The sequence below is a fragment of the Oerskovia sp. NPDC057915 genome, assembly GCF_042887685.1.
GTDB lineage: Bacteria > Actinomycetota > Actinomycetes > Actinomycetales > Cellulomonadaceae > Oerskovia.
Genome location: NZ_JBHVOS010000009.1, coordinates 88,108 through 107,201, shown reverse-complemented (window position 1 = coordinate 107,201; position 19,094 = coordinate 88,108). Strand labels below are relative to the sequence as shown.

The 19,094-nt window shown below is 72.7% G+C and carries 17 protein-coding genes; all 17 read right to left on the bottom strand.

Features of this window, described 5'->3' with window-relative positions:
- Positions 1 to 235 precede the first annotated feature (235 nt).
- Positions 236 to 595 (bottom strand): 50S ribosomal protein L19, encoded by a 360-nt coding sequence (gene rplS, locus ACFVQ3_RS08190; RefSeq protein WP_030150610.1) that lies wholly within the window; start codon positions 593 to 595, stop codon positions 236 to 238.
- A 162-nt stretch (positions 596 to 757) separates the two neighbouring features.
- On the bottom strand, positions 758 to 1,585 hold the full coding sequence (trmD, locus tag ACFVQ3_RS08185) for a tRNA (guanosine(37)-N1)-methyltransferase TrmD (RefSeq protein ID WP_387637324.1): 828 nt from the start codon (positions 1,583 to 1,585) through the stop codon (positions 758 to 760).
- A 1-nt stretch (position 1,586) separates the two neighbouring features.
- A complete protein-coding gene (rimM, locus tag ACFVQ3_RS08180; RefSeq protein WP_387637321.1) occupies positions 1,587 to 2,198 on the bottom strand; it encodes a ribosome maturation factor RimM in 612 nt (203 codons plus the stop codon).
- Between the two features lie 291 nt (positions 2,199 to 2,489).
- Positions 2,490 to 2,729 (bottom strand): RNA-binding protein, encoded by a 240-nt coding sequence (locus ACFVQ3_RS08175; RefSeq protein ID WP_030150613.1) that lies wholly within the window; start codon positions 2,727 to 2,729, stop codon positions 2,490 to 2,492.
- Positions 2,729 to 3,163 (bottom strand): 30S ribosomal protein S16, encoded by a 435-nt coding sequence (rpsP, locus tag ACFVQ3_RS08170; RefSeq protein ID WP_030150614.1) that lies wholly within the window; start codon positions 3,161 to 3,163, stop codon positions 2,729 to 2,731. The genes ACFVQ3_RS08175 and rpsP overlap by 1 nt, the downstream gene beginning before the upstream one ends.
- Positions 3,164 to 3,478: 315 nt before the next feature.
- Entirely contained in the window at positions 3,479 to 4,597 is a 1,119-nt protein-coding gene (locus ACFVQ3_RS08165) for an amidohydrolase family protein (protein WP_387637317.1), read from the bottom strand.
- Positions 4,598 to 4,717: 120 nt separating this feature from the next.
- A complete protein-coding gene (gene ffh / locus ACFVQ3_RS08160; protein ID WP_387637315.1) occupies positions 4,718 to 6,340 on the bottom strand; it encodes a signal recognition particle protein in 1,623 nt (540 codons plus the stop codon).
- A 10-nt stretch (positions 6,341 to 6,350) separates the two neighbouring features.
- Complete coding sequence (locus ACFVQ3_RS08155) at positions 6,351 to 8,183, bottom strand: [protein-PII] uridylyltransferase (protein ID WP_387637312.1); 1,833 nt, start codon at positions 8,181 to 8,183, stop codon at positions 6,351 to 6,353.
- 79 nt (positions 8,184 to 8,262) lie between these two features.
- Positions 8,263 to 8,601, bottom strand: a complete 339-nt coding sequence (locus tag ACFVQ3_RS08150; protein ID WP_377678366.1) for a P-II family nitrogen regulator — start codon at positions 8,599 to 8,601, stop codon at positions 8,263 to 8,265.
- On the bottom strand, positions 8,598 to 9,905 hold the full coding sequence (locus tag ACFVQ3_RS08145; protein WP_387637309.1) for an ammonium transporter: 1,308 nt from the start codon (positions 9,903 to 9,905) through the stop codon (positions 8,598 to 8,600). The genes ACFVQ3_RS08150 and ACFVQ3_RS08145 overlap by 4 nt, the downstream gene beginning before the upstream one ends.
- 193 nt (positions 9,906 to 10,098) lie before the next feature.
- Positions 10,099 to 11,268 carry a signal recognition particle-docking protein FtsY gene (gene ftsY, locus ACFVQ3_RS08140; RefSeq protein WP_387637307.1) on the bottom strand — a complete coding sequence of 390 codons (1,170 nt, stop codon included), beginning with the start codon at positions 11,266 to 11,268 and terminating at the stop codon, positions 10,099 to 10,101.
- A gap of 49 nt (positions 11,269 to 11,317) precedes the next feature.
- Entirely contained in the window at positions 11,318 to 11,737 is a 420-nt protein-coding gene (locus ACFVQ3_RS08135; RefSeq protein WP_387637305.1) for a hypothetical protein, read from the bottom strand.
- A 168-nt stretch (positions 11,738 to 11,905) separates the two neighbouring features.
- Positions 11,906 to 15,481 carry a chromosome segregation protein SMC gene (gene smc, locus ACFVQ3_RS08130; RefSeq protein WP_387637302.1) on the bottom strand — a complete coding sequence of 1,192 codons (3,576 nt, stop codon included), beginning with the start codon at positions 15,479 to 15,481 and terminating at the stop codon, positions 11,906 to 11,908.
- A 126-nt stretch (positions 15,482 to 15,607) separates the two neighbouring features.
- Positions 15,608 to 16,072, bottom strand: a complete 465-nt coding sequence (gene ndk / locus ACFVQ3_RS08125) for a nucleoside-diphosphate kinase (RefSeq protein WP_387637299.1) — start codon at positions 16,070 to 16,072, stop codon at positions 15,608 to 15,610.
- Between the two features lie 23 nt (positions 16,073 to 16,095).
- Positions 16,096 to 16,602: a DUF4233 domain-containing protein gene (locus tag ACFVQ3_RS08120; protein WP_387637296.1), complete on the bottom strand. Its 507-nt coding sequence runs from the start codon at positions 16,600 to 16,602 to the stop codon at positions 16,096 to 16,098.
- A gap of 5 nt (positions 16,603 to 16,607) precedes the next feature.
- Positions 16,608 to 18,347: an MDR family MFS transporter gene (locus ACFVQ3_RS08115; RefSeq protein ID WP_387637293.1), complete on the bottom strand. Its 1,740-nt coding sequence runs from the start codon at positions 18,345 to 18,347 to the stop codon at positions 16,608 to 16,610.
- 88 nt (positions 18,348 to 18,435) lie between these two features.
- Positions 18,436 to 19,068, bottom strand: coding sequence for a TetR/AcrR family transcriptional regulator (locus ACFVQ3_RS08110; protein WP_387637291.1), 633 nt, complete (start codon positions 19,066 to 19,068; stop codon positions 18,436 to 18,438).
- Between the last annotated feature and the right edge of the window lie 26 nt (positions 19,069 to 19,094).

Sequence of the window (19,094 nt, the reverse complement as noted above, 5' to 3'; positions counted from 1 at the left end):
GGTTCCTCGTGTCCGTCTCCGTCGTGGGTACCGCGCCCAGCACGGGCTCGGGGAGGGGTGCTGCCTGTGCGGCGCTGTCTGTCACGCGCTCACTGTGCCACTGCGCGGGCCTTCGGGCGAAACCGGGCGCAGGCGCCCTGAGGCGGCAGGCAGGCGCCGGGACGCCGACGGGCGGCCACCCGAGGGGTGGCCGCCCGTGGACGTGTGACGAGGCTGACGCGGGGTCAGGCTCGGATCACTTCGAGGGGAGCGCGTCGCGCTTCTCCTTGATCTTCGCCTTCTTGCCGCGCAGCTTGCGCAGGTAGTACAGCTTGGCGCGACGGACGTCACCGCGCGTGACGAGCTCGATCGACTCGAGGGTCGGGGAGTGCACCGGGAAGGTACGCTCCACGCCGACGCTGAAGCTGATCTTGCGGACCGTGAAGGTCTCGCGGATGCCGCCACCCTGGCGGCCGATGACGACGCCCTGGAACGCCTGGACACGAGAGCGGTTGCCCTCGACGACCTTGACGTTGACCTTGACGGTGTCCCCGGCCCGGAAGACCGGGATGTCGCTACGCAGCGATGCTGCGTCGACGCTGTCCAGCGTGTGCATTGATCTCTCCCCGCCCTGCCACAGGTCAGACGCGTTCTCGTGGCCCACCGCGAGGTGGGTCCGGTTCAGTACGTGGTTGGTGCTCGCATGTGATCGGTCGCGCACGCTGACGTGCGGTGGGCTTCCCCTGTGGCAGAGGCCCGACCGGCGCACACCAAGGGTCTATTCTGCCACACCACCGGCAGTGTCCCCGGGGGCGGGTTCGGCGCTGCCCGGGACCCGGTGCAGGGCTCCCCCACGCACCTCCCAGCCGAGCGTCGCGAGGAAGGCCCGGTCGTGCTTGTCGAGGGTGCTCGCGTCGAGCGCGGCGATCAGGTCGGGCCGGCGGGCGGAGGTCTTCTCGAGCGCCCGGTCACGGCGCCAGCGACGGATCTTCGCGTGGTGCCCCGAGAGCAGGACCTCGGGCACCTCGAGGTCGGACCACACGGGCGGCTTGGTGTACACGGGGTACTCCAGCAGCCCGGCGGCGCCGTGCGACTCCTCGACGAGCGACTCCGGGTTGCCGATCACGCCGGGCAGCAGGCGGGCGACGGCCTCGACCATGACGAGCGAGGCGACCTCTCCCCCGTTGAGCACGTAGTCTCCGATCGAGAGCTCGCTCACGCGGTGCCCGGCGGCCCGGTAGTGCTCGGCGACGCGCGCGTCGATCCCCTCGTAGCGCCCGCACGCGAAGACGAGCTGGTCCTCGGTCGCGAGGGCTTCCGCGGTGCGCTGGGTGAACGTCGTGCCCGACGGCGTCGGCACCACCAGGTGCGCGGGTCCGGACGCGGTCAGCTCGTCGAGGGCCTGCCCCCAGACGTCGGGGCGCATGACCATGCCTGCTCCCCCGCCGAAGGGCGTGTCGTCGACCGTGCGGTGGCGGTCGGTGGTCCAGTCGCGCAGGTCGTGGACGCGCAGGTCGAGCAGGCCGGCGACGCGCGCCTTGCCGACGAGCGAGAGGTCCAGGGCGGCGAGGTACTCGGGGAAGATCGAGACGATGTCGATGCGCACGTCAGTCGTTCGCCCCGTCGGTCGTGCCCTCGTCCGTGCCGTCGAGGTCGGGCTCGTCGGCGCCGTCGGCGGCGGAGCCGGGGGTCGGCTCGGCGACCTCGAGCAGCTCGGCGTCGCGCGCCAGGAGGCCCCCCGGCGGGTCGAGCACGACCCGGCCGCCCGGCACGTCCACGACGGGCACGATCGCGTGCACGAACGGCACGAGCGTGCGCGTGCCGTCGGTCTCCTTGAGCACGAGCAGGTCGTGCGCCGGGAGGTGCTCGAGCCCCTGAACCTCGCCCACGACGGTGCCGTCCTCGAGCTCGGCGCGCAGCCCCACGAGCTCGTGCGGGTACCAGGCGTCCTCCTCGTCGGAGACGTCGGCCTCGACGACGAGCGTGATGCCGCGCATGCGCTCGGCCGCCGAGCGGTCGGCCACGCCTGCGAACGTCACGAGCCACTTGCCCTGGTGCAGCCGCGCGCGCTCGATCGTCAGCGGTCCTGCCTCGGCGGGCTCGGTGTCGATCGTGGACCCGACGACGAGACGCGCCTCGGGGTTGTCGGTGCGCATGTCCAGCGCGACCTCGCCGCGCAGTCCGTGGGCGCGGCCGATACGGGCCACCGTGAGCTGCATCGTGTGCTCCTTCTCGTCGTGTTCGTGCTCGTCGTGCGTGGGACGCGCCCGTCGACCGGGCGCTCCCACGGTGTCACCCGTGCGGTGCGGACGCACGTCCTGGTCGCACCCCGCGAGCAGGTGCGGGCCGGGCTGCGGCCGGGCTGTGGCCGGACTGCTGCCGGACTGCTGCCGGTGATGGGCAGACGACGAGGCCCGGTCCACCCTGAGGGGGACCGGGCCTCGTCGGCGTGCGGGTCGGCGGACCGACCGTCACGTTCGTGCTGTGGTTCGGCTTGCGCTCAGCCGTCGTCAGCGGCGGTCGACGTCGACGACGTCGACACGCACCGGACCGTCGACCGACAGGGCACCGATCACCGTGCGCAGGGCACGGGCCGTCCGCCCGCCGCGGCCGATGACGCGACCGAGGTCCTCGGGGTGGACCCGGACCTCGAGCAGCTCGCCCCGACGCAGCGGCTTCGCGTTGACCCGGACGGCGTCCGGGTTGTCCACGATCCCGCGCACCAGGTGCTCGAGCGCCTCGCCGAGCATCAGGCCTGCTCTTCGGCTGCCTCAGCCGCGTCAGCGGACTCGGTCTCGACCGGCGCAGCAGCCTTCTTCTCGGCAGCCTTGGCCTTGACCTTCTCGGCGTCCTTGGCGGCGGCCTCGATGGCGGCGGCGGGGTCGACCTTCTCGCCCTTGACGCGCAGGGTGCCCTCGGCACCCGGCAGGCCCTTGAACTTCTGCCAGTCACCCGTGATCTTGAGGAGCACGAGAACCTGCTCGGTCGGCTGCGCGCCGACGCTCAGCCAGTACTGCGCACGCTCGGAGGAGATGTCGATGAGCGACGGCTCCTCGGTCGGGTGGTACTTGCCGATCTCCTCGATGACGCGACCGTCACGCTTGGTGCGCGAGTCCGCGACGACGACACGGTAGTACGGCGCACGGATCTTGCCGAGACGCTTCAAACGAATCTTGGTGGCCACTGTGGTGGTCTCTCCTGGTTCTGGGTGAGGTGACCCGTGCGTCCTCCCGGTGGGGACCAGGTGAGCACGGTGTCGGGACACGGCGTTGCGCGGAGAGAGGGGCCGGGCACGCCGAGTACCCGGCTATTGTGCCAGACCCGGCACGCTCCGACCAACATCCCGCGACGACTCGTGGACCAGGTCCCTCAGAGCGGCGCCACCAGCCCTCCGCGACCACGCCCGTCGCCCGTCAGCGAAGGCGACCCGCCTCTCAGAGCGGCGCCACCAGCCCTCCGCGACCACGCCCACCGGCCGTCGACGAAGGCGACGCACCTCTCAGAGCGGCGCCACGATCTCCCCGCGCAGGATCACCGCGGTCGGGTGCCGCAGCACCTCGATGTTCTCGCGCGGGTCGGCCGGGTACACGATCAGGTCCGCGCTGGATCCCTCGACGAGTCCCCCGTACCCGAGGAACTCGCGCCCCTGCCAGCTCGCGGCAGCGACCACGTCGGCGACCGGGACGCCCGCTGCGACCATCTCGGCGCACTCGTCGGCGATCCGGCCGTGGCCGATCGTCCCGCCGGCGTCCGTGCCGACGAGGAGCTGGATGCCGGCCTCGTGGAGCTGGCGGACCTGCTCGTAGCGGCGCTCGTGCAGGTCGCGCAGGCGCGCAGCGAAGAGCGGGTACTTCTCGTCCGCCTGGCGGGCGATGTTCTCGAACTCGTTGATCTGCAGGAGCGTGGGCGTCACGGCGACGCCACGCTCGGACAGCGTGTACATGTCGTCGGGGTGGATCCCGGTGCCGTGCTCGATGCAGTCGACGCCCGCCGCGAGCAGCGACGGGACGACCTCGCTCGAGAACGCGTGCACCGTGACCCGCGCGGCCTCGGCGTGCGCGACCGCGACGGCCTCGGTCAGCACGTCCTGGGGCCAGAGGGGTCGCAGGTCGCCGTCGGCACCCAGGTCGCGGTCGATCCAGTCGCCCACGAGCTTGACCCAGCCGTCGCCGGCACGCGCCTCCTGGCGCACGGCGTCCGGGAGCTGCGCGACGTCGTCGAGCTCGAGGCCGTAGCCGCGCAGGTAACGCTTGGGACGCGCGATGTGCCGCCCGGCGCGCACGAGACGCGGCAGGTCGCGCCGCGTCCGGACCCACCGCGTGTCCAGGGGCGAACCGGCGTCGCGCAGGAGGAGCGCGCCGCTGTCGCGGTCCGCGATCGCCTGCGCCTGGGCGGTCGCGTTGTCGACCGCCCCGTCCTTGCCGAGGCCCACGTGGCAGTGGACGTCCACGAGGCCGGGCAGGACCCACCCCTCGAGAGCCATCATGTTGGTGCCCTGCGCCGAGGGCCGCGTCAGCGTGACGTGACCGTCCTTGACCCAGAGGTCGGACACCTCACGATCGTCTCCCAGGAGGATGTGCCCCCGGAGGTGCAGCGAGGGGCCTTCGAGCGCGGACATCGGACTCCCAGTTCTCGGGCGGTCGGGCTCGCCCGACCCGGACGGACCGGAGGCGGGACGGACGGACTGACGGAGGTCACGGTGAGGGCCACCGTGACCTGCAGGACATAACCTAGCGCGCTAGCGCCCCAGGAACTTCTCCAGGTCGGGCGGGAGCTGGAGATCGGCCGGGTCGGGCGACTTCTGGGCGCTCTTGGCACCGCCCAGGGCGCCGAACGCCGCACCGGGCGCGGCCGGGGGCGTCGCCGGTCCACCGAGGGCACGCGCCTGGCGGGCCGCCTCCTCCGCGGCACGCTTGGCGGGGTTGCCGGACTTGGCCTTGCGCCCCTTGGCGGGCGGCGCGACGCGGCCGCGAGCCTTCTTGCCGCCCATCCCGGGCAGGTTCCCCATGCCGGGCATGCCGGGCATCCCGCCGCCGCGGCTCATCTGGCGCATCATCTTCTGCGCACCGGCGAACCGGTCGAGGAGCTGGTTGACGTCGCTCGTCGTGACACCCGAACCGCGGGCGATGCGCGCACGGCGCGACCCGTTGATGATCTTGGGGTTGTCACGCTCGCCCGGGGTCATCGAGCGGATGATGGCCTCGATGCGGTCGACCTCGCGCTCGTCGAAGTTGTCGAGCGCCTCACGCATCTGCCCCATGCCGGGCAGCATGCCGAGCATCTTCTTCATGGAGCCCATGTTGCGCATCTGCTGCATCTGGACGAGGAAGTCCGCGAGCGTGAAGTCCTGCCCGCTGGCGACCTTCTCGGCCATCTTCGCGGCCTCGTCGGCGTCGAACGCCTTCTCGGCCTGCTCGATGAGCGTGAGCACGTCACCCATGTCCAGGATGCGCGACGCCATGCGGTCGGGGTGGAACGCCTCGAAGTCGGTGAGCTTCTCACCGGTCGACGCGAAGAGGATCGGACGGCCCGTGACGCGCGCGACCGACAGCGCGGCACCACCGCGGGCGTCGCCGTCGAGCTTCGACAGGACGACGCCCGTGAAGTCGACGCCCTCCTCGAAGGCCTTGGCCGTCGCGACGGCGTCCTGGCCGATCATCGCGTCGATGACGAACAGGATCTCGTCAGGGTTCACGGCGTCGCGGATGTCCGCGGCCTGCCGCATGAGCTCGGCGTCGACGCCGAGGCGGCCCGCGGTGTCGACGATCACGACGTCGTGCTGGCGCTGGCGCGCGGTCTCGACGCCGTCGCGGGCGACCTGGACCGGGTCGCCGACGCTCGTGCCCGACTCGCCCTCGGCCCCCTGGTTGCCCGGCAGCGGGGCGTAGACCGGCACGCCGGCACGCTCGCCCACGACCGAGAGCTGGTTGACCGCGTTGGGCCGCTGGAGGTCCGCGGCGACGAGCAGCGGGGTGTGCCCCTGCTCGCGCAGGTGCAGCGCGAGCTTGCCCGCCAGGGTCGTCTTGCCGGCGCCCTGGAGGCCCGCGAGCATGATGACGGTCGGCGGGTTCTTCGCCAGGCGCAGCCCGCGGCTGTCGCCGCCGAGGATCGCGACGAGCTCCTCGTTGACGATCTTGACGACCTGCTGGGCAGGGTTGAGCGCGCCGGAGACCTCGGCCGACAGGGCTCTTTCCCGGATCGCACCGGTGAAGTCCTTGACGACGGGCACAGCGACGTCCGCGTCGAGGAGCGCGCGCCGGATCTCACGGATCGTGGCGTCGATGTCCGCCTCGGAGAGACGGCCCTTGCTCCGCAGGTTCTTGAAGGTCGACGTCAATCGATCTGACAGCGTGGCGAACACCGCGTCATCCTTACCGCTCGTGAATCAGGGAAGTCCCCAGCCTACCGGTCGGGGACGGCCCTTCGGGCAGGGTCGCCCGGGTCGCGGCCGTCAGGTCGTCCACGAGGCGCGCGCGCCACGCGGTCCAGCCCACCGGTCCGAGCGAGGAGGAGTCGGCCTCGGTCAGCGCGCGCAGCACGTCCAGGAGGTCTCGTCGGTGCCCGACGGCAGCGGCGAGCTCTGCGACAGTCGCCGGGTCGTCCGGGTCCGCCGAGACGGCGAGCCGCGACAGGGTGAGGTGATGACGCACGAGGCGCGCGACGTCGTCGGGCACCCCGTCACCGAAGCCCATGCGGCGCAGGATGCCCGGGACGAGGCGCGCGCCCTCCTCGGAGTGGTCCTGCGCACCCCGGCGCTTGCCGATGTCGTGGAACAGCGCCGAGAGCAGCAGGAGGTCGCCCCGCTCGACCGTCCTGCGGTCGCGCGCAGCACGTGCGACCGTCTCGACGAGGTGGCGGTCGACCGTGTGCCGGTGGATCGCCGCGCGCTGGGGCCGGTTGCGCACCCCGGCCCACTCCGGGATCCACGTCGTCACGACGCCCACGAGGTCGAGCGCCTCCCACACCGCGACCTGGGCCGGACCGCTCCCCAGGAGCGAGAGGAACGACGCGCGCGCGGCCTTGGGCCACGGTTCGGGCAGGGGCGGGCAGTGCGCGAGGCTGCTGACCGAGACCGGTGACAGTGTCAGACCCGTGCGGGCCGCGGTCGCCGCCGCTCGCAGCGCGAGCAGGGGGTCCGTCTCGGGGTGCGCGTCGATCGCGAGGACCAGCTCGCCGTCGTGCTCGACGAGCCCGTCGCCGACCGAGCGCAGCCGGGGCGCCGCACGGCGGCCCCGGACCAGGACCGGTCGCTGCGCGACGCTCGGTCGCTGGAGGGCCTGGCGCGCCCGCCGGACCGTGGTGTCGAGGGCGTAGGAGATCTCCCTGCCCGCCTCCGCGAGGCTCGCCAGGAGCTCGTCGGGGTCGTCGTGGCCGCTCGTCGCCGCGACCTCGTCGAGGTCCGCGAGCAGCAGCTTGTTCGTGTGCCGCCCGGTGACGACCTGGACCGCGTCGCGCACGTCGAGCAGGTGCGCGTACGCGCGGTCGACCGTCCCGTGCGGGCGGTCCGTGAGCCACGTCGCCGCGAGCGCCGACAGGACCACCGCGTCCCGGATGCCGCCGCGGGCGTCCTTGAGGTCGGGCTCGATCAGGTACGCGAGCTCCCCCGACCGCTCGGCCCTCTCCCTGATCGAGGACAACAGCTCCGGCAGCCGACGACGCGAGGCCGACCGCCAGTCCGTGAGGACCGCCGACGCCGCCCGGTGGACCACGAGCGCGTCCCCCGCGACGGCTCGCACGTCGAGCCAGCCCACCGCAGCGGGCACGTCCTTGGACGCGACCTGGCGGCACTGCGACAACGATCGCACCGCGTGGTCGAGGTCCACCCCGGCGTCCCACAGGGGGTACCAGAGCCGTTCGGCGACCGCCGCGACCTGGTCGGCCGTGCGCCCGCGCCCGTCGTGCACGAGCACGAGGTCCAGGTCGCTCGCCGGGCCCATGTCCGCCCGGCCGAGGCTCCCGACCGCAGCGAGCGCGATCCCCTCGACGCTCTCCCCCGCGGTCGCCTCGTCCCACAGCGCCCGCAGCCGGTCGGTCACCAGGGTGCAGACCGCCGACCGTCGCGCCACCCCCGAGCTGCCCGGGCCGCTGAGCCCCCGGGCCACCTCGAGCATCTCGGCCCGGAGGCCCCGCACCCCTGTGGGGTGCGGGGCCTCCGTCGGTCCGTCGGTGCCACGGGCCCTTCCTGCGTCTGCCGTACCGGTCATCTCGGCTCTGCCTCCGTCACCCGCGTCGCACCGTTCCCACCGTTCGTGCCGCCCGCCCATGCGGCCCGTGCGAACCGCCCTAGAGGGCGCCCGCGCCGTGCTCGCCCGTCCGGACCCGCGCGACGTCGTCGACCGTGATGGTCCACACCTTCCCGTCGCCGATCCGGCCCGTCTGGGCCGCCTTGACGACGACCTCGGTGACGGTCGCCGCGTCCTCGTCGTCCACGAGGACCTCGACGCGGACCTTCGGGACGAGGTCCACGGTGTACTCGGCACCGCGGTAGACCTCGGTGTGGCCCTTCTGCCGGCCGTAGCCGCTGGCCTCGCTGACGGTCATGCCGCGGACCCCTGCGGCCTCGAGCGCCGACTTCACGTCGTCGAGACGGTGCGGCTGGATGATTCCTGTGACGAGCTTCATGCCCTGACCTCCTGGATGACACGACCCTGCGCGATGGTCTCGTATGCGGTCTCTCCGTGCTCTGCCAGGTCGATACCGCCGACCTCGGCCTCCTCGCTGATCCGCCAGCCCATCGTCACCTTGATGACGAACCCGATGACGAACGTGAGCACCCCGGAGAAGATCACGGCGGCCAGCGCGATGACGACCTGGATCACCAGCTGGTCGATCCCTCCGCCGTAGAGCAGCCCCGTGTCGGTGCCCAGCAGCCCGATCAGGACGGTGCCGACGAGGCCGCCGACGAGGTGGACCCCGACGACGTCGAGCGAGTCGTCGTAGCCGAAGCGGTACTTCAGGCCGACAGCGAGTGCGCACAGGACGCCGGCGACGGCGCCCAGGGCGATCGCACCGATCGGGTTGACGGCGGCGGCCGCCGGCGTGATGGCGACCAGACCCGCGACGACCCCCGACGCAGCACCCAGGCTCGTCGCGTGGCCGTCACGCAGCCGCTCGGTCAGCAGCCAGGCGCCCATCGCCGCGCACGTCGCGACCGTGGTGTTGACCCAGGCCAGTCCGGCGACCTCGTTCGCGGCACCGGCCGAACCGGCGTTGAAGCCGAACCAGCCGAACCACAGGAGCGCCGCACCGAGCATCACGAACGGGAGGTTGTGCGGCCGCATGGGCTCCTTGCCGAAGCCCTTGCGCTTGCCGATGATCAGCGCGAGCACCAGGCCGGCCACACCGGCGTTGATGTGGACGACCGTGCCGCCCGCGAAGTCGATGGGGGCCACGTTGGCGATGCCGTCGGTCACACCGTAGATCGCGGCCGCGATGCCGTTCTCCCCGGCGCCGAGGAGGCCACCGCCCCACACCATGTGGGCGAGCGGGAAGTAGACCAGCGTGACCCAGACGCCCGCGAAGACGAGCCAGGCGCCGAAGCGCGCACGGTCGGCGATCGCGCCGCTGATCAGGGCGACCGTGATGATCGCGAAGGTGGCCTGGAACCCTGCCGCCACGAGGGCCGGGACGCCGCTGCCTGCCAGGAGGCTGTTCGCGTCGTCGGTCAGGGGGGCCAGACCGAAGAACTCGGTCGGGTTGCCGAAGATGCCTGCCACGTCGGACCCGAAGGTCATCGAGTAGCCCCACAGGACCCAGACGATCCCGACGACGGCGATCGCGCCGAAGCTCATCATCATCATGTTCAGGACGCTCTTGCCGCGGACCATGCCGCCGTAGAAGAACGCCAGGGCCGGGGTCATCAGCAGCACCAGGGCGGCCGACGTCAGGAGCCAGGCCGTGTTTCCAGTGTCAAGTTCGAATGGCATGCGCTGTCGCCTCTCACCTCGCCAGCCGGGCGGCCGGACAGGTCAAGAGTCGGGCAGCGGAGTTTCCCCGCGACGCTCGCACGGTGACGGAGGTGTAACGGGGAGCACTCGTGTGTAAACGTTGCGTTTCCCGGTCGGCCACGGGCCGTCCCGGGGGCCGTCGGCCCCCGGGACGTGGTCGCCTCGCGCGACGTCAGTCGCCCAGGAGCCCGTCGACGAACTCCTGCGGGTCGAACGGCGCCAGGTCGTCAGGTCCCTCGCCCAGGCCCACGAGCTTGACCGGCACGCCCAGCTCGCGCTGGACCGCGACGACGATCCCGCCCTTGGCGGTGCCGTCGAGCTTGGTCAGCACGATGCCCGTGACCCCGGCGATCTCGCCGAACACCCGTGCCTGGTTGAGGCCGTTCTGGCCCGTCGTGGCGTCGAGGACCAGCAGCACCTCGGAGAGCGGCGCCTCCTTGGTGATGACGCGCCGGATCTTGCCCAGCTCGTCCATGAGGCCCGCCTTGTTCTGGAGACGGCCGGCCGTGTCGACGAGCACGACGTCGACCCCCTCCGCGCGGCCGGTGCGGACGGCGTCGAACGCGACCGCCGCCGGGTCGGCTCCGTCACGGTCGGAGCGCACCGTGCGCACGCCGACGCGGGCACCCCAGGTCTCGAGCTGGTCGGCCGCCGCGGCCCGGAACGTGTCGGCCGCGCCGAGCACGACGGTGCGGTCCTCCGCGACCAGGACGCGCGCGAGCTTGCCCACGGTCGTCGTCTTGCCCGTGCCGTTGACCCCGACGACGAGCACGACGGCGGGGAGCCGGGTCCCGTCCTCGGCAGTCTGCGGGGCCGTCGCGAGGGAGCGGTCGAGGCTCGGGTCGACGAGCGCGACGAGCTCCTCGCGGAGCAGGTCACGGACGCTCGCCGGGTCGCGGACGCCCAGGACCCGCACACGGGTGCGGAGCGACTCGATGAGCTCGCCCGCGGGACCGGCGCCGACGTCCGCGAGGAGCAGCGTCTCCTCGAGCTCGTCCCAGTCGTCCTCGGTCAGGTGGTCGCGCGAGAGCACCGCGAGCAGCTTGGAACCGAGCGGCGACCCCGACCGGGCGAGGCGGCCGCGCAGCCTGGCGAGGCGGCCGCCGACGGCTTCGGGCACCTCGACCGCGGGCGGGGCCTCGAGGTCGGTCGGAGCCTCTGCCGTGGCCACGGACCCTGGCTCGGGCACCGGGGCGGGCTCCTCCGCGGAGTCGGTGGTCGCACCTGTGGCGGGCGGCGGGAGGGTCGCGCGCGTCCCGGAGCGACGGCGGAAGCCGACGAGACCGACCGAGACGACGACGAGGACGGCGAGGGTGATCCAGAGCCAGAGGAGATCGTTCACCGTCGAAGTCTCTCAAATCCCGGCGCGCGGTGCGGGCGGCCGGACCGCATCAGTCCTGGTGGGCGGTCGGTCCCGCGGGCGGGGTCGCAGGGACCGAGCGCACGGAGCCGGTGTGCGGGCGCCGCACCGTGGCACCGTGCAGCGTGTGCGCGGCCCGCTCGCGGGCCCGGTGCAGGACGTCGGTGATCTCGTCGGCGTCCATGTACGCGGGGTCGGCGACCTCGGTCGCCGCGAAGAACTCCTCCATGCCCGTGTCGACCGGTGCCGCCGACCCGGCTGCGCGGTCGTCGTCCGACCGGCGGCGCCACCTCGACAGGCCCGAGCGGAAGTCACGCCAGAACCCCCGGATACCGACGGGTGGGCCTTGGCGCTCGTTGCGGTCGTCGATGCGCGTGACGACGCTCGCGAACAGGAAGACCACGATGGCCGCCACGAGCGCGATCCCGAGGAACACGTACATCCAGAGCATCCGTCAAGTATCACCGGGGCGACCGGGTGAGACCTGAAGGAGACCGGCGAGTCCGAGGATCGGTACAGCATCTTCACACCGGGGAACCCGCAGGATCGTGCGGGTCGACAGGCTCTCCACGCTTCGGGCGGCAGCGCGCTGCGTGCGCCGCACCACCCGAGACGTCCGTCACACACCGACCTCGTCGCGCAGCCGCTGGCTGATGACGGTCGTGACGCCGTCCCCGCGCATCGTGACCCCGTACAGCGCGTCCGCGATCTCCATCGTCCGCTTCTGGTGCGTGATGACGATGAGCTGCGAGTCCTCCTGGAGCTCACGGAAGATCTCGAGCAGGCGCCCCAGGTTCACGTCGTCGAGCGCGGCCTCGACCTCGTCCATGACGTAGAAGGGGCTCGGCCGTGCCTTGAAGATCGCGACGAGGAGGGCGACCGCGGTCAGCGAGCGCTCGCCGCCCGACAGCAACGACAGACGCTTGACCTTCTTGCCCGCCGGGCGGGCCTCGACCTCGATGCCGGTCGTGAGCATGTCCTCGGGGTTCGTCAGGACCAGGCGCCCCTCGCCTCCGGGGAACATCCGTCCGAACACGTGCACGAACTGCTCCGCCGTGTCGTGGTACGCCTCGGTGAAGACCTGCTCGACGCGCTCGTCGATCTCGCGGACGATCTCCAGCAGGTCCGCGCGGGACTTCTTGAGGTCGGCGAGCTGGGTCGTGAGGAACGTGTGCCGTTCCTCGAGCGCGGCGAACTCCTCGAGCGCGAGCGGGTTGACCTTCCCGAGCTGCCCCAGGGCGCGCTCGGCGGAACGCAGCCGCTTCTCCTGCGCGGCCCGCACGTACGGCTCGGTCACGGGCTCCCCGTCCTCGTCCTCGCGGACCGTGCCGTCCTCGGCGAGCACGGGGACGGGACGGTCGGGGCCGAGCTCGTCGAGCAGGACCTCGGGGTCCAGCCCGAGCTCGGTGACGCTGCGCTCCTGGAGCTGCTCGATCCGCAGCTGCTGCTGGGCACGGGCGACCTCGTCGCGGTGAGCGACGTCGGTGAGCTCGCGGAGCTGACCGGCGAGCGCGTCGACCTCCGCCCGACGAGCGGTCACCGCGGCGTCCAGCTCGCCCCGCGCCGCCTCGGCTGCCGCCCGCTCGTCACCTGCCCGCGCGAGCGACCGCTCGATCGCCGCCAGGGCCACCTCTGCTCCGTCGCGCACGGCCTCCGCGCGGCCCGCCTGACGCACCCTGGCGGCCTCACGTGCCGCAGCCCGCTCGCGCGCGGCCCGCTCGGCCGCCGCCGCCCGGGCGAGGGACTGCGCGCGTCCGGTCAGGGCCCGCGCTCGTTCCTCGCTCGTGCGCAGCGCGAGACGGGCCTCGGTCTCCGCCGCGCGGGTCGCGGTCGCGAGAGCGTTGGCCTCGTCGCGGGCGGCGGTCGCCGCCGCGACGGACTCCTCGGTCTGCTCCGGGGCCGCCTCGGCCTCGTCGTGCCGGACGACCAGGCCCGCGAGCTCGGCCTGCTCGGTGACCAGCGTGGCCTGCGCCCTGTCGAGGTTGGCCCGGACGCGGGCCGACTCGGCCGCAGCCGCGCGAGCCGTGGCCCCCAGGTGCCCGAGCTGCTCGGCGACGGCGGCCAGCGCGGCGTCGGACTCGTTGAGCCGCTCCAGGGTCGCGTCGTAGCGCTGCTGCGCCCCCTCGGCCTCCTCGATCGCCCCCACGAGCGCGAACCGCGTCCGCTCACCGCGAGCGGTCGCGTCGTCCCGGGCCGTCGTCGCCTCGTCCAGGGCCGACTGCAGGTGCAGCACGCTCGGCGCGGTCGCCGAGCCGCCCCACGCGCTGTGCGCACCGAGCAGGTCCCCGCCCATGGTCACAGCGGTGACCTGCGGCGACGCCGCCACGAGCGCACGCGCCTGCGCGAGGTCCTCGACCACGACCACGCCGTCGAGCAGGAGCTCGACCGCCGAGGCGACCGAGCGCGCGGGCGTGACGACCCGCACGGCCCACGTGGCGCCGTCGGGCAGTGCGGTGGACTCCCCCACCCCCGACGACGGACGCGTGCCGCCACCGACCACGAGGCTCGCCCGGCCCGCGTCCTCCTGCCGCAGATGACGCAGCGCGTCGACCGCCGCCTCGAGGCTCTCGACCGCGACGGCGTCCGCGGCCGGACCGAGGGCCGCCGCGATCGCGTCCTCGTACCCCGCGTCGATGCTCAGCAGCGCCGCGAGCGACCCGAGCGCGGCCACGCCGTCGGCGGCCAGCAGGGCACCCGCTCCGTCCTTGCGGACCAGGCTCATCTCGAGCGCCTCGACCCGGGCGCTCCACGTCGCGCGGTCGCGGTCGGCGGTCTGCTCCTCGGCGCGCAGCCCGGCGACGACGGCCCCTGTCCGCTCGACGGCGTCGGCCGCCTCCTCGTGCTCGGCGTCCAGGCCCTCCTCGCCCTCCTCGACGCCCACGACCTGCGTCTCGAGGGACGCGAACTCGACGTTCGCCTGGTGCCCGCGCCGCTCGGCCTCCGCGAGGCTCTCCTGCAGCCGCCCGATCTCGGCCTCGGTCGCCTCGACGCGCGAGCGGCGCGCCGCGACCTGACCCGCGAGCCGTGCGAGCCCCTCGCGGCGGTCCGCGGCCCCGCGCAGCAGCGTCGCGAGGGCGCGCTCCGCGGTCTGCGCCTGCGCCTCGACCGCGGTCCGCTCCGCCACGGCGGCCTCGAGCGTCGCGCGTGCGACGGCCACCTCCGACTCGAGCTCCTGCTCGGCCGCACGCGCCCGTGCCGCCTGCGCGTCGAGGTCGTTCGGGTCCTGGCCCCGCTGGACCGTCTCCGGGCGCCCCAGCAGGCGCAGGCGCTCCGCGGCCAGCGTGCGCGTCCCGCCCAGGCGGTCCTTGAGCGACGACAACCGGTACCAGACGTCGCTCGCCCGAGCCAGGGCCGGGGCGGCCTCGGCGGCCTGCGCCTCCAACGACCCCAGGGCCTCGCGCGCCGCGGCGAGCGACCGCTCGACCTCGGCCTGCCGGGCCCGCAGCGCCGACTCGTCCGCGATCTCCTGCTCGAGCGTCGCGGTGAGCTGTGCGAGGTCGTCCGCGAGCAGGCGCGCCCGGGCGTCGCGCAGGTCGCGCTGGACGACCTGCGCCTTGCGCGCGATCTGCGCCTGGCGTCCGAGCGGCCCGAGCTGACGACGGATCTCCGCGGTCAGGTCCCCCAGCCGGGTGAGGTTCGCCTGCATCGCGTCGAGCTTGCGCAGCGCCTTCTCCTTGCGCTTGCGGTGCTTGAGGACGCCCGCGGCCTCCTCGATGAAGCCGCGCCGCTCCTCGGGCGTCGCCCGCAGCACCGCGTCGAGCTGCCCCTGCCCGACGATCACGTGCATCTCGCGCCCGATGCCCGAGTCCGAGAGCAGCTCCTGGATGTCCAGCAGGCGGCACGACGACCCGTTGATCGCGTACTCCGACCCGCCGTTGCGGAACAGGGTCCGGGAGATCGTCACCTCGGAGTAGTCGATCGGCAGGGCGCCGTCGGTGTTGTCGATCGTCAACGACACCTCGGCGCGACCGAGCGGCGGGCGCCCCGCCGTGCCCGCGAAGATGACGTCCTCCATCTTGCCGCCGCGCAGCGACTTGGCGCCCTGCTCCCCCATGACCCAGGACAGGGCGTCGACCACGTTCGACTTGCCCGAACCGTTCGGCCCGACGACGCACGTCACGCCCGGCTCGAAGCGCAGGGTCGTCGCCGACGCGAACGACTTGAACCCGCGGAGGGTCAGGGTCTTGAGGTGCACGGGTCAGAGCCTAGTGCGGATCTGCGGGTGAAATGGGGAGGCGGTGGTGTTCCCCGTCCTCCTCGCCGACGACCGCAGGCGCCCCCGTCGTGCGACGGGAGCGCCTGCCGGTGGTGCGGGTGGTGCTCAGAGAGCCGGGAACCAGAGCGCGATCTCGCGGGCCGCCGACTCCGGGGAGTCCGAGCCGTGGACCAGGTTCTGCTGGACCTTCAGGCCCCAGTCACGACCCAGGTCGCCGCGGATGGTGCCGGGGGCGGCCGCCGTCGGGTCGGTCGTGCCGGCCAGCGAGCGGAAGCCCGGGACGACGCCCTGCCCCTCGGCGACGACCGCGAGGATCGGGCCCGAGAGCATGAAGTCGACGAGCGGTGCGAAGAACGGCTTGCCCTCGTGCTCGGCGTAGTGCGCCGCGAGGAGCTCGGGGGTGGCGTCGAGGAGCCGGACGGCGGCCAGGGTGTACCCCTTGGCCTCGACGCGGCGCAGGATCTCTCCCGACAGGCCGCGGCGGACGCCGTCGGGCTTGACGAGGACGAGGGTGCGCTCGATGGTCTCGGAGAGCGCGTCGGCGACGACGGGGGCTGCAACATCAGTCATGCGCACGACCCTACCGGCCGCGCTCACATGTTCGGTGCGGTCTCCGGGTGCTCGGCGTCGTACGCGGCGCGCTCGCGGTCGATCCGTCCGCCGAGCCGCAGCGACACGATCCATAGGACCACGAAGATGCCCCCGACCAGGAACATCAGCGGCACCGCGAAGCCGCACGCGATCACGGGGAGCTGCACGACCGAGCCCGCGACGTAGCCGCCCGGCCCGCCGACCATGCGGCTGAGGAGGATCAGCACGACCATGAGCGTCCCGCCCACGATCCAGATCGCGGGGCCCGAGGGCACCTGCATCCGGTCCGGCCACGCGTAGGGCACGGTCCGCAGGCCGAACGCGACGAGGGTCGCGAACAGCACGAGGAAGGCCTCGAGCAGCAGCGTCGTCGACGTGAACTGGATCTTCGCGGACTTCTTGGCCTTGATGCGGGGCGGGCCCGCCACGTCCTCGCCCGAGGGGGCGGAGGACGCGGCGGGCCGGACCTGCTCTGCCGGCTTGTCGGCCGGTTCGATGGTGGAGCTCACGCGGTTCAGTTTACCGGCGCGTCCTGCCGGGCGGGGGCGCCCGTCGGGTCGTCCCCCGCGGGGATGCTCGCCCCGTCCGGCCCGACGGCGTCGCGCGCCGGGGCGTCCTGCGCGCCCTCGACGAGCTCACCCCGGGGGTCGGCGATCGCCTCGCCGCGGGCGACCATGCCGGCCTCGCCCGAGAGCTTGACCTCCTTGAGGAACAGCGCGAGCACGAAGCCCACGACGACGAGCGGGACCAGGTACCAGAACGCCGGGGCGAGAGCGTTCGTGAAGGCGTCGATCACGCCCGTCTTGACGGGCTCCGGGAGGGCCTGGACCGCGGCAGGGGTCAGGCTCGACGCCTCTCCCCCACCCGTGGCCGCGCCGCCGGGGATGACCTCGGCGAGGTTGGCCGACAGGCGCGTCGTGAAGATCGTGCTGAAGAGCGCCGTGCCCACGGCCGCACCGATCTCCCGGAAGAAGTTGTTCGCGCTCGTCGCGGTCCCGATCTCGTGGGGGTCCACGGAGTTCTGGACGGCCAGCACGATGGTCTGCATGACCAGACCCATGCCGGCGCCCATCACGAAGATCATGGCGCCGAACAGGACCATGGACATGTCGCCCGTGATCGTCGTGAGCCAGATGATGCCCGCGGTCGTGATCGCGAGGCCCGCGACGGGGTAGATCTTGTAGCGGCCCGTCTTGGTGATCGCGAACCCGGACCCGATCGCCGTGAGCATGACGCCCACCATCATGGGCAGCATGAGGAAGCCGGACTCGGTCACGCCCGCACCGGTCGACATCTGCAGGAACGTCGGCAGGAACGCGAGCGCGGAGAACATGCCCATGCCGAGCACGAGGCCGATGAGCGTCGCGATGGTGAACGTGCGGTTCTTGAAGAGGTGCAGCGGGAGGAGGGGCTCCTCCGCACGACGCTCGACCACGACGAACAGGGCGATCGACGCGAGGGTCGCGGCGACCATGCCCAGCAGCTTGGGGTCGGACCAGTCGTAGCCCCGGCTCGAGGTCAGCGACTCCCAGCTCGTGAGCAGGACGATCCCGGACGTCCCGACCACGAGGAAGAAGATGCCCGCGACGTCGATCTTGCGACCCGAACGGTGGCTCGGGAGCTTGAGCGTGAACCACGCGACGAGGAACGCCGCGATGCCGATCGGGACGTTGATCCAGAAGGCCCAGCGCCAGCCCGGCCCCTCGGTGAACCAGCCGCCGAGCAGCGGGCCGATCACGGCCGCGATGCCGAACAGGGCACCCATGGGGCCCATGTACTTGCCGCGGTCCTTGGCCGGGACGATGTCGGCGATGATCGCCTGCGACAGGATCATGAGGCCACCGCCACCGAGGCCCTGGACCGCGCGCCACGCGACGAGCTCGGGGAACGTCTGCGCGAAGCCCGCACCCGCGGAGGCGACGGTGAACAGGCCGATCGCCACGAGGAACGGCCAGCGGCGACCCCACAGGTCGCCGAACTTGCCGTAGAGGGGCATGACGATCGCGATCGCCAGGATGTAGGCCGTGATGACCCAACCCTGGTGCTCGACGCCGTGCAGCTCGCCGACGATGGTCGGCATCGCGGTGCCGACGATCGACTGGTCGAGCGAGGACAGGAACATCGAGGCCATGAGCGCGCCGAAGATCAGCCAGACGGTGCGCTGCGTCAGCACGATGAGCGGCTTGCCGCTCTCCGCGGGAGACGCGCCGGACCCGGCAGGCGAGGCCGGTGTCGTGGAGCGGGAGGTGGGCATGAGGAATCCGTTCAGGTCGGTGGGGAGCCACCCGGCGGACGCGGACCGCGGGTGCGAAGGGGAGCGAGAGAGGTGGTGCGAGACGCCGTCAGCCCGGCGTGGACCCCGGACAGACGAGAGCACGGAGCTGGGCGACGACCGAGCCGAGGTGGTCGACGGGTTCGCCCGTGCGCCCGAGGCGCTCCCACTCGAGGGTCGTGGTGCGCAGGAGGCTCATCACGACCATGGCGAGCAGCTCGGGCTCGGGGACGAACGGGTGGGCGGCGCGGCGCCGGTCGAACACGTCGATGAGGCCCGTGCGCAGGTTCTCGATCCACCACATGTGGCGGGCGAGGAGCCGGGGCTCGCGCTCGACGAGCTCGATCGCCCGGTGCACGCGGTCGAGGGACATGACCTGGTGGGCGAGCAGGTCGGCGACGAGCGCCTGGAGGTCGTCCAGGAGGTCCCCCGTGGGGCCGCCCCCGACGAAGGCGTCGACGGCGACGGGAGACGGTGAGAACTCCTCGACCCCGAGCACCGCGTCGTCCTTCGACGCGAAGTAGTTGAAGAACGTCCGCGCCGAGACGCCGATCGAGGAGCAGATGTCCTCGACCGTGACGTCGTCCAGACCCCGCTCGAGCACGAGGGTCTGGGCGGCGTCGATGAGCGCCTCGCGGCGCTCGCGCTTCTTGCGCTCGCGCAGCCCCGTGGGGGCTGCGGAGGGCTCGACGATGTTCTGCACAGCATGCAACATTACACGTCGTGCAA

Coding starts and splice junctions, on each gene's coding strand:
- rplS (WP_030150610.1), bottom strand. CDS start 595: ATGCACACGCTGGACAGCGTCGACGCAGCATCGCTGCGTAGCGACATC.
- rimM (WP_387637321.1), bottom strand. CDS start 2,198: ATGCAGCTCACGGTGGCCCGTATCGGCCGCGCCCACGGACTGCGCGGC.
- ACFVQ3_RS08175 (WP_030150613.1), bottom strand. CDS start 2,729: ATGCTCGGCGAGGCGCTCGAGCACCTGGTGCGCGGGATCGTGGACAAC.
- ACFVQ3_RS08165 (WP_387637317.1), bottom strand. CDS start 4,597: ATGTCCGCGCTCGAAGGCCCCTCGCTGCACCTCCGGGGGCACATCCTC.
- ACFVQ3_RS08155 (WP_387637312.1), bottom strand. CDS start 8,183: ATGACCGGTACGGCAGACGCAGGAAGGGCCCGTGGCACCGACGGACCG.
- ACFVQ3_RS08150 (WP_377678366.1), bottom strand. CDS start 8,601: ATGAAGCTCGTCACAGGAATCATCCAGCCGCACCGTCTCGACGACGTG.
- ACFVQ3_RS08145 (WP_387637309.1), bottom strand. CDS start 9,905: ATGCCATTCGAACTTGACACTGGAAACACGGCCTGGCTCCTGACGTCG.
- ACFVQ3_RS08135 (WP_387637305.1), bottom strand. CDS start 11,737: ATGCTCTGGATGTACGTGTTCCTCGGGATCGCGCTCGTGGCGGCCATC.
- ndk (WP_387637299.1), bottom strand. CDS start 16,072: ATGACTGATGTTGCAGCCCCCGTCGTCGCCGACGCGCTCTCCGAGACC.
- ACFVQ3_RS08115 (WP_387637293.1), bottom strand. CDS start 18,347: ATGCCCACCTCCCGCTCCACGACACCGGCCTCGCCTGCCGGGTCCGGC.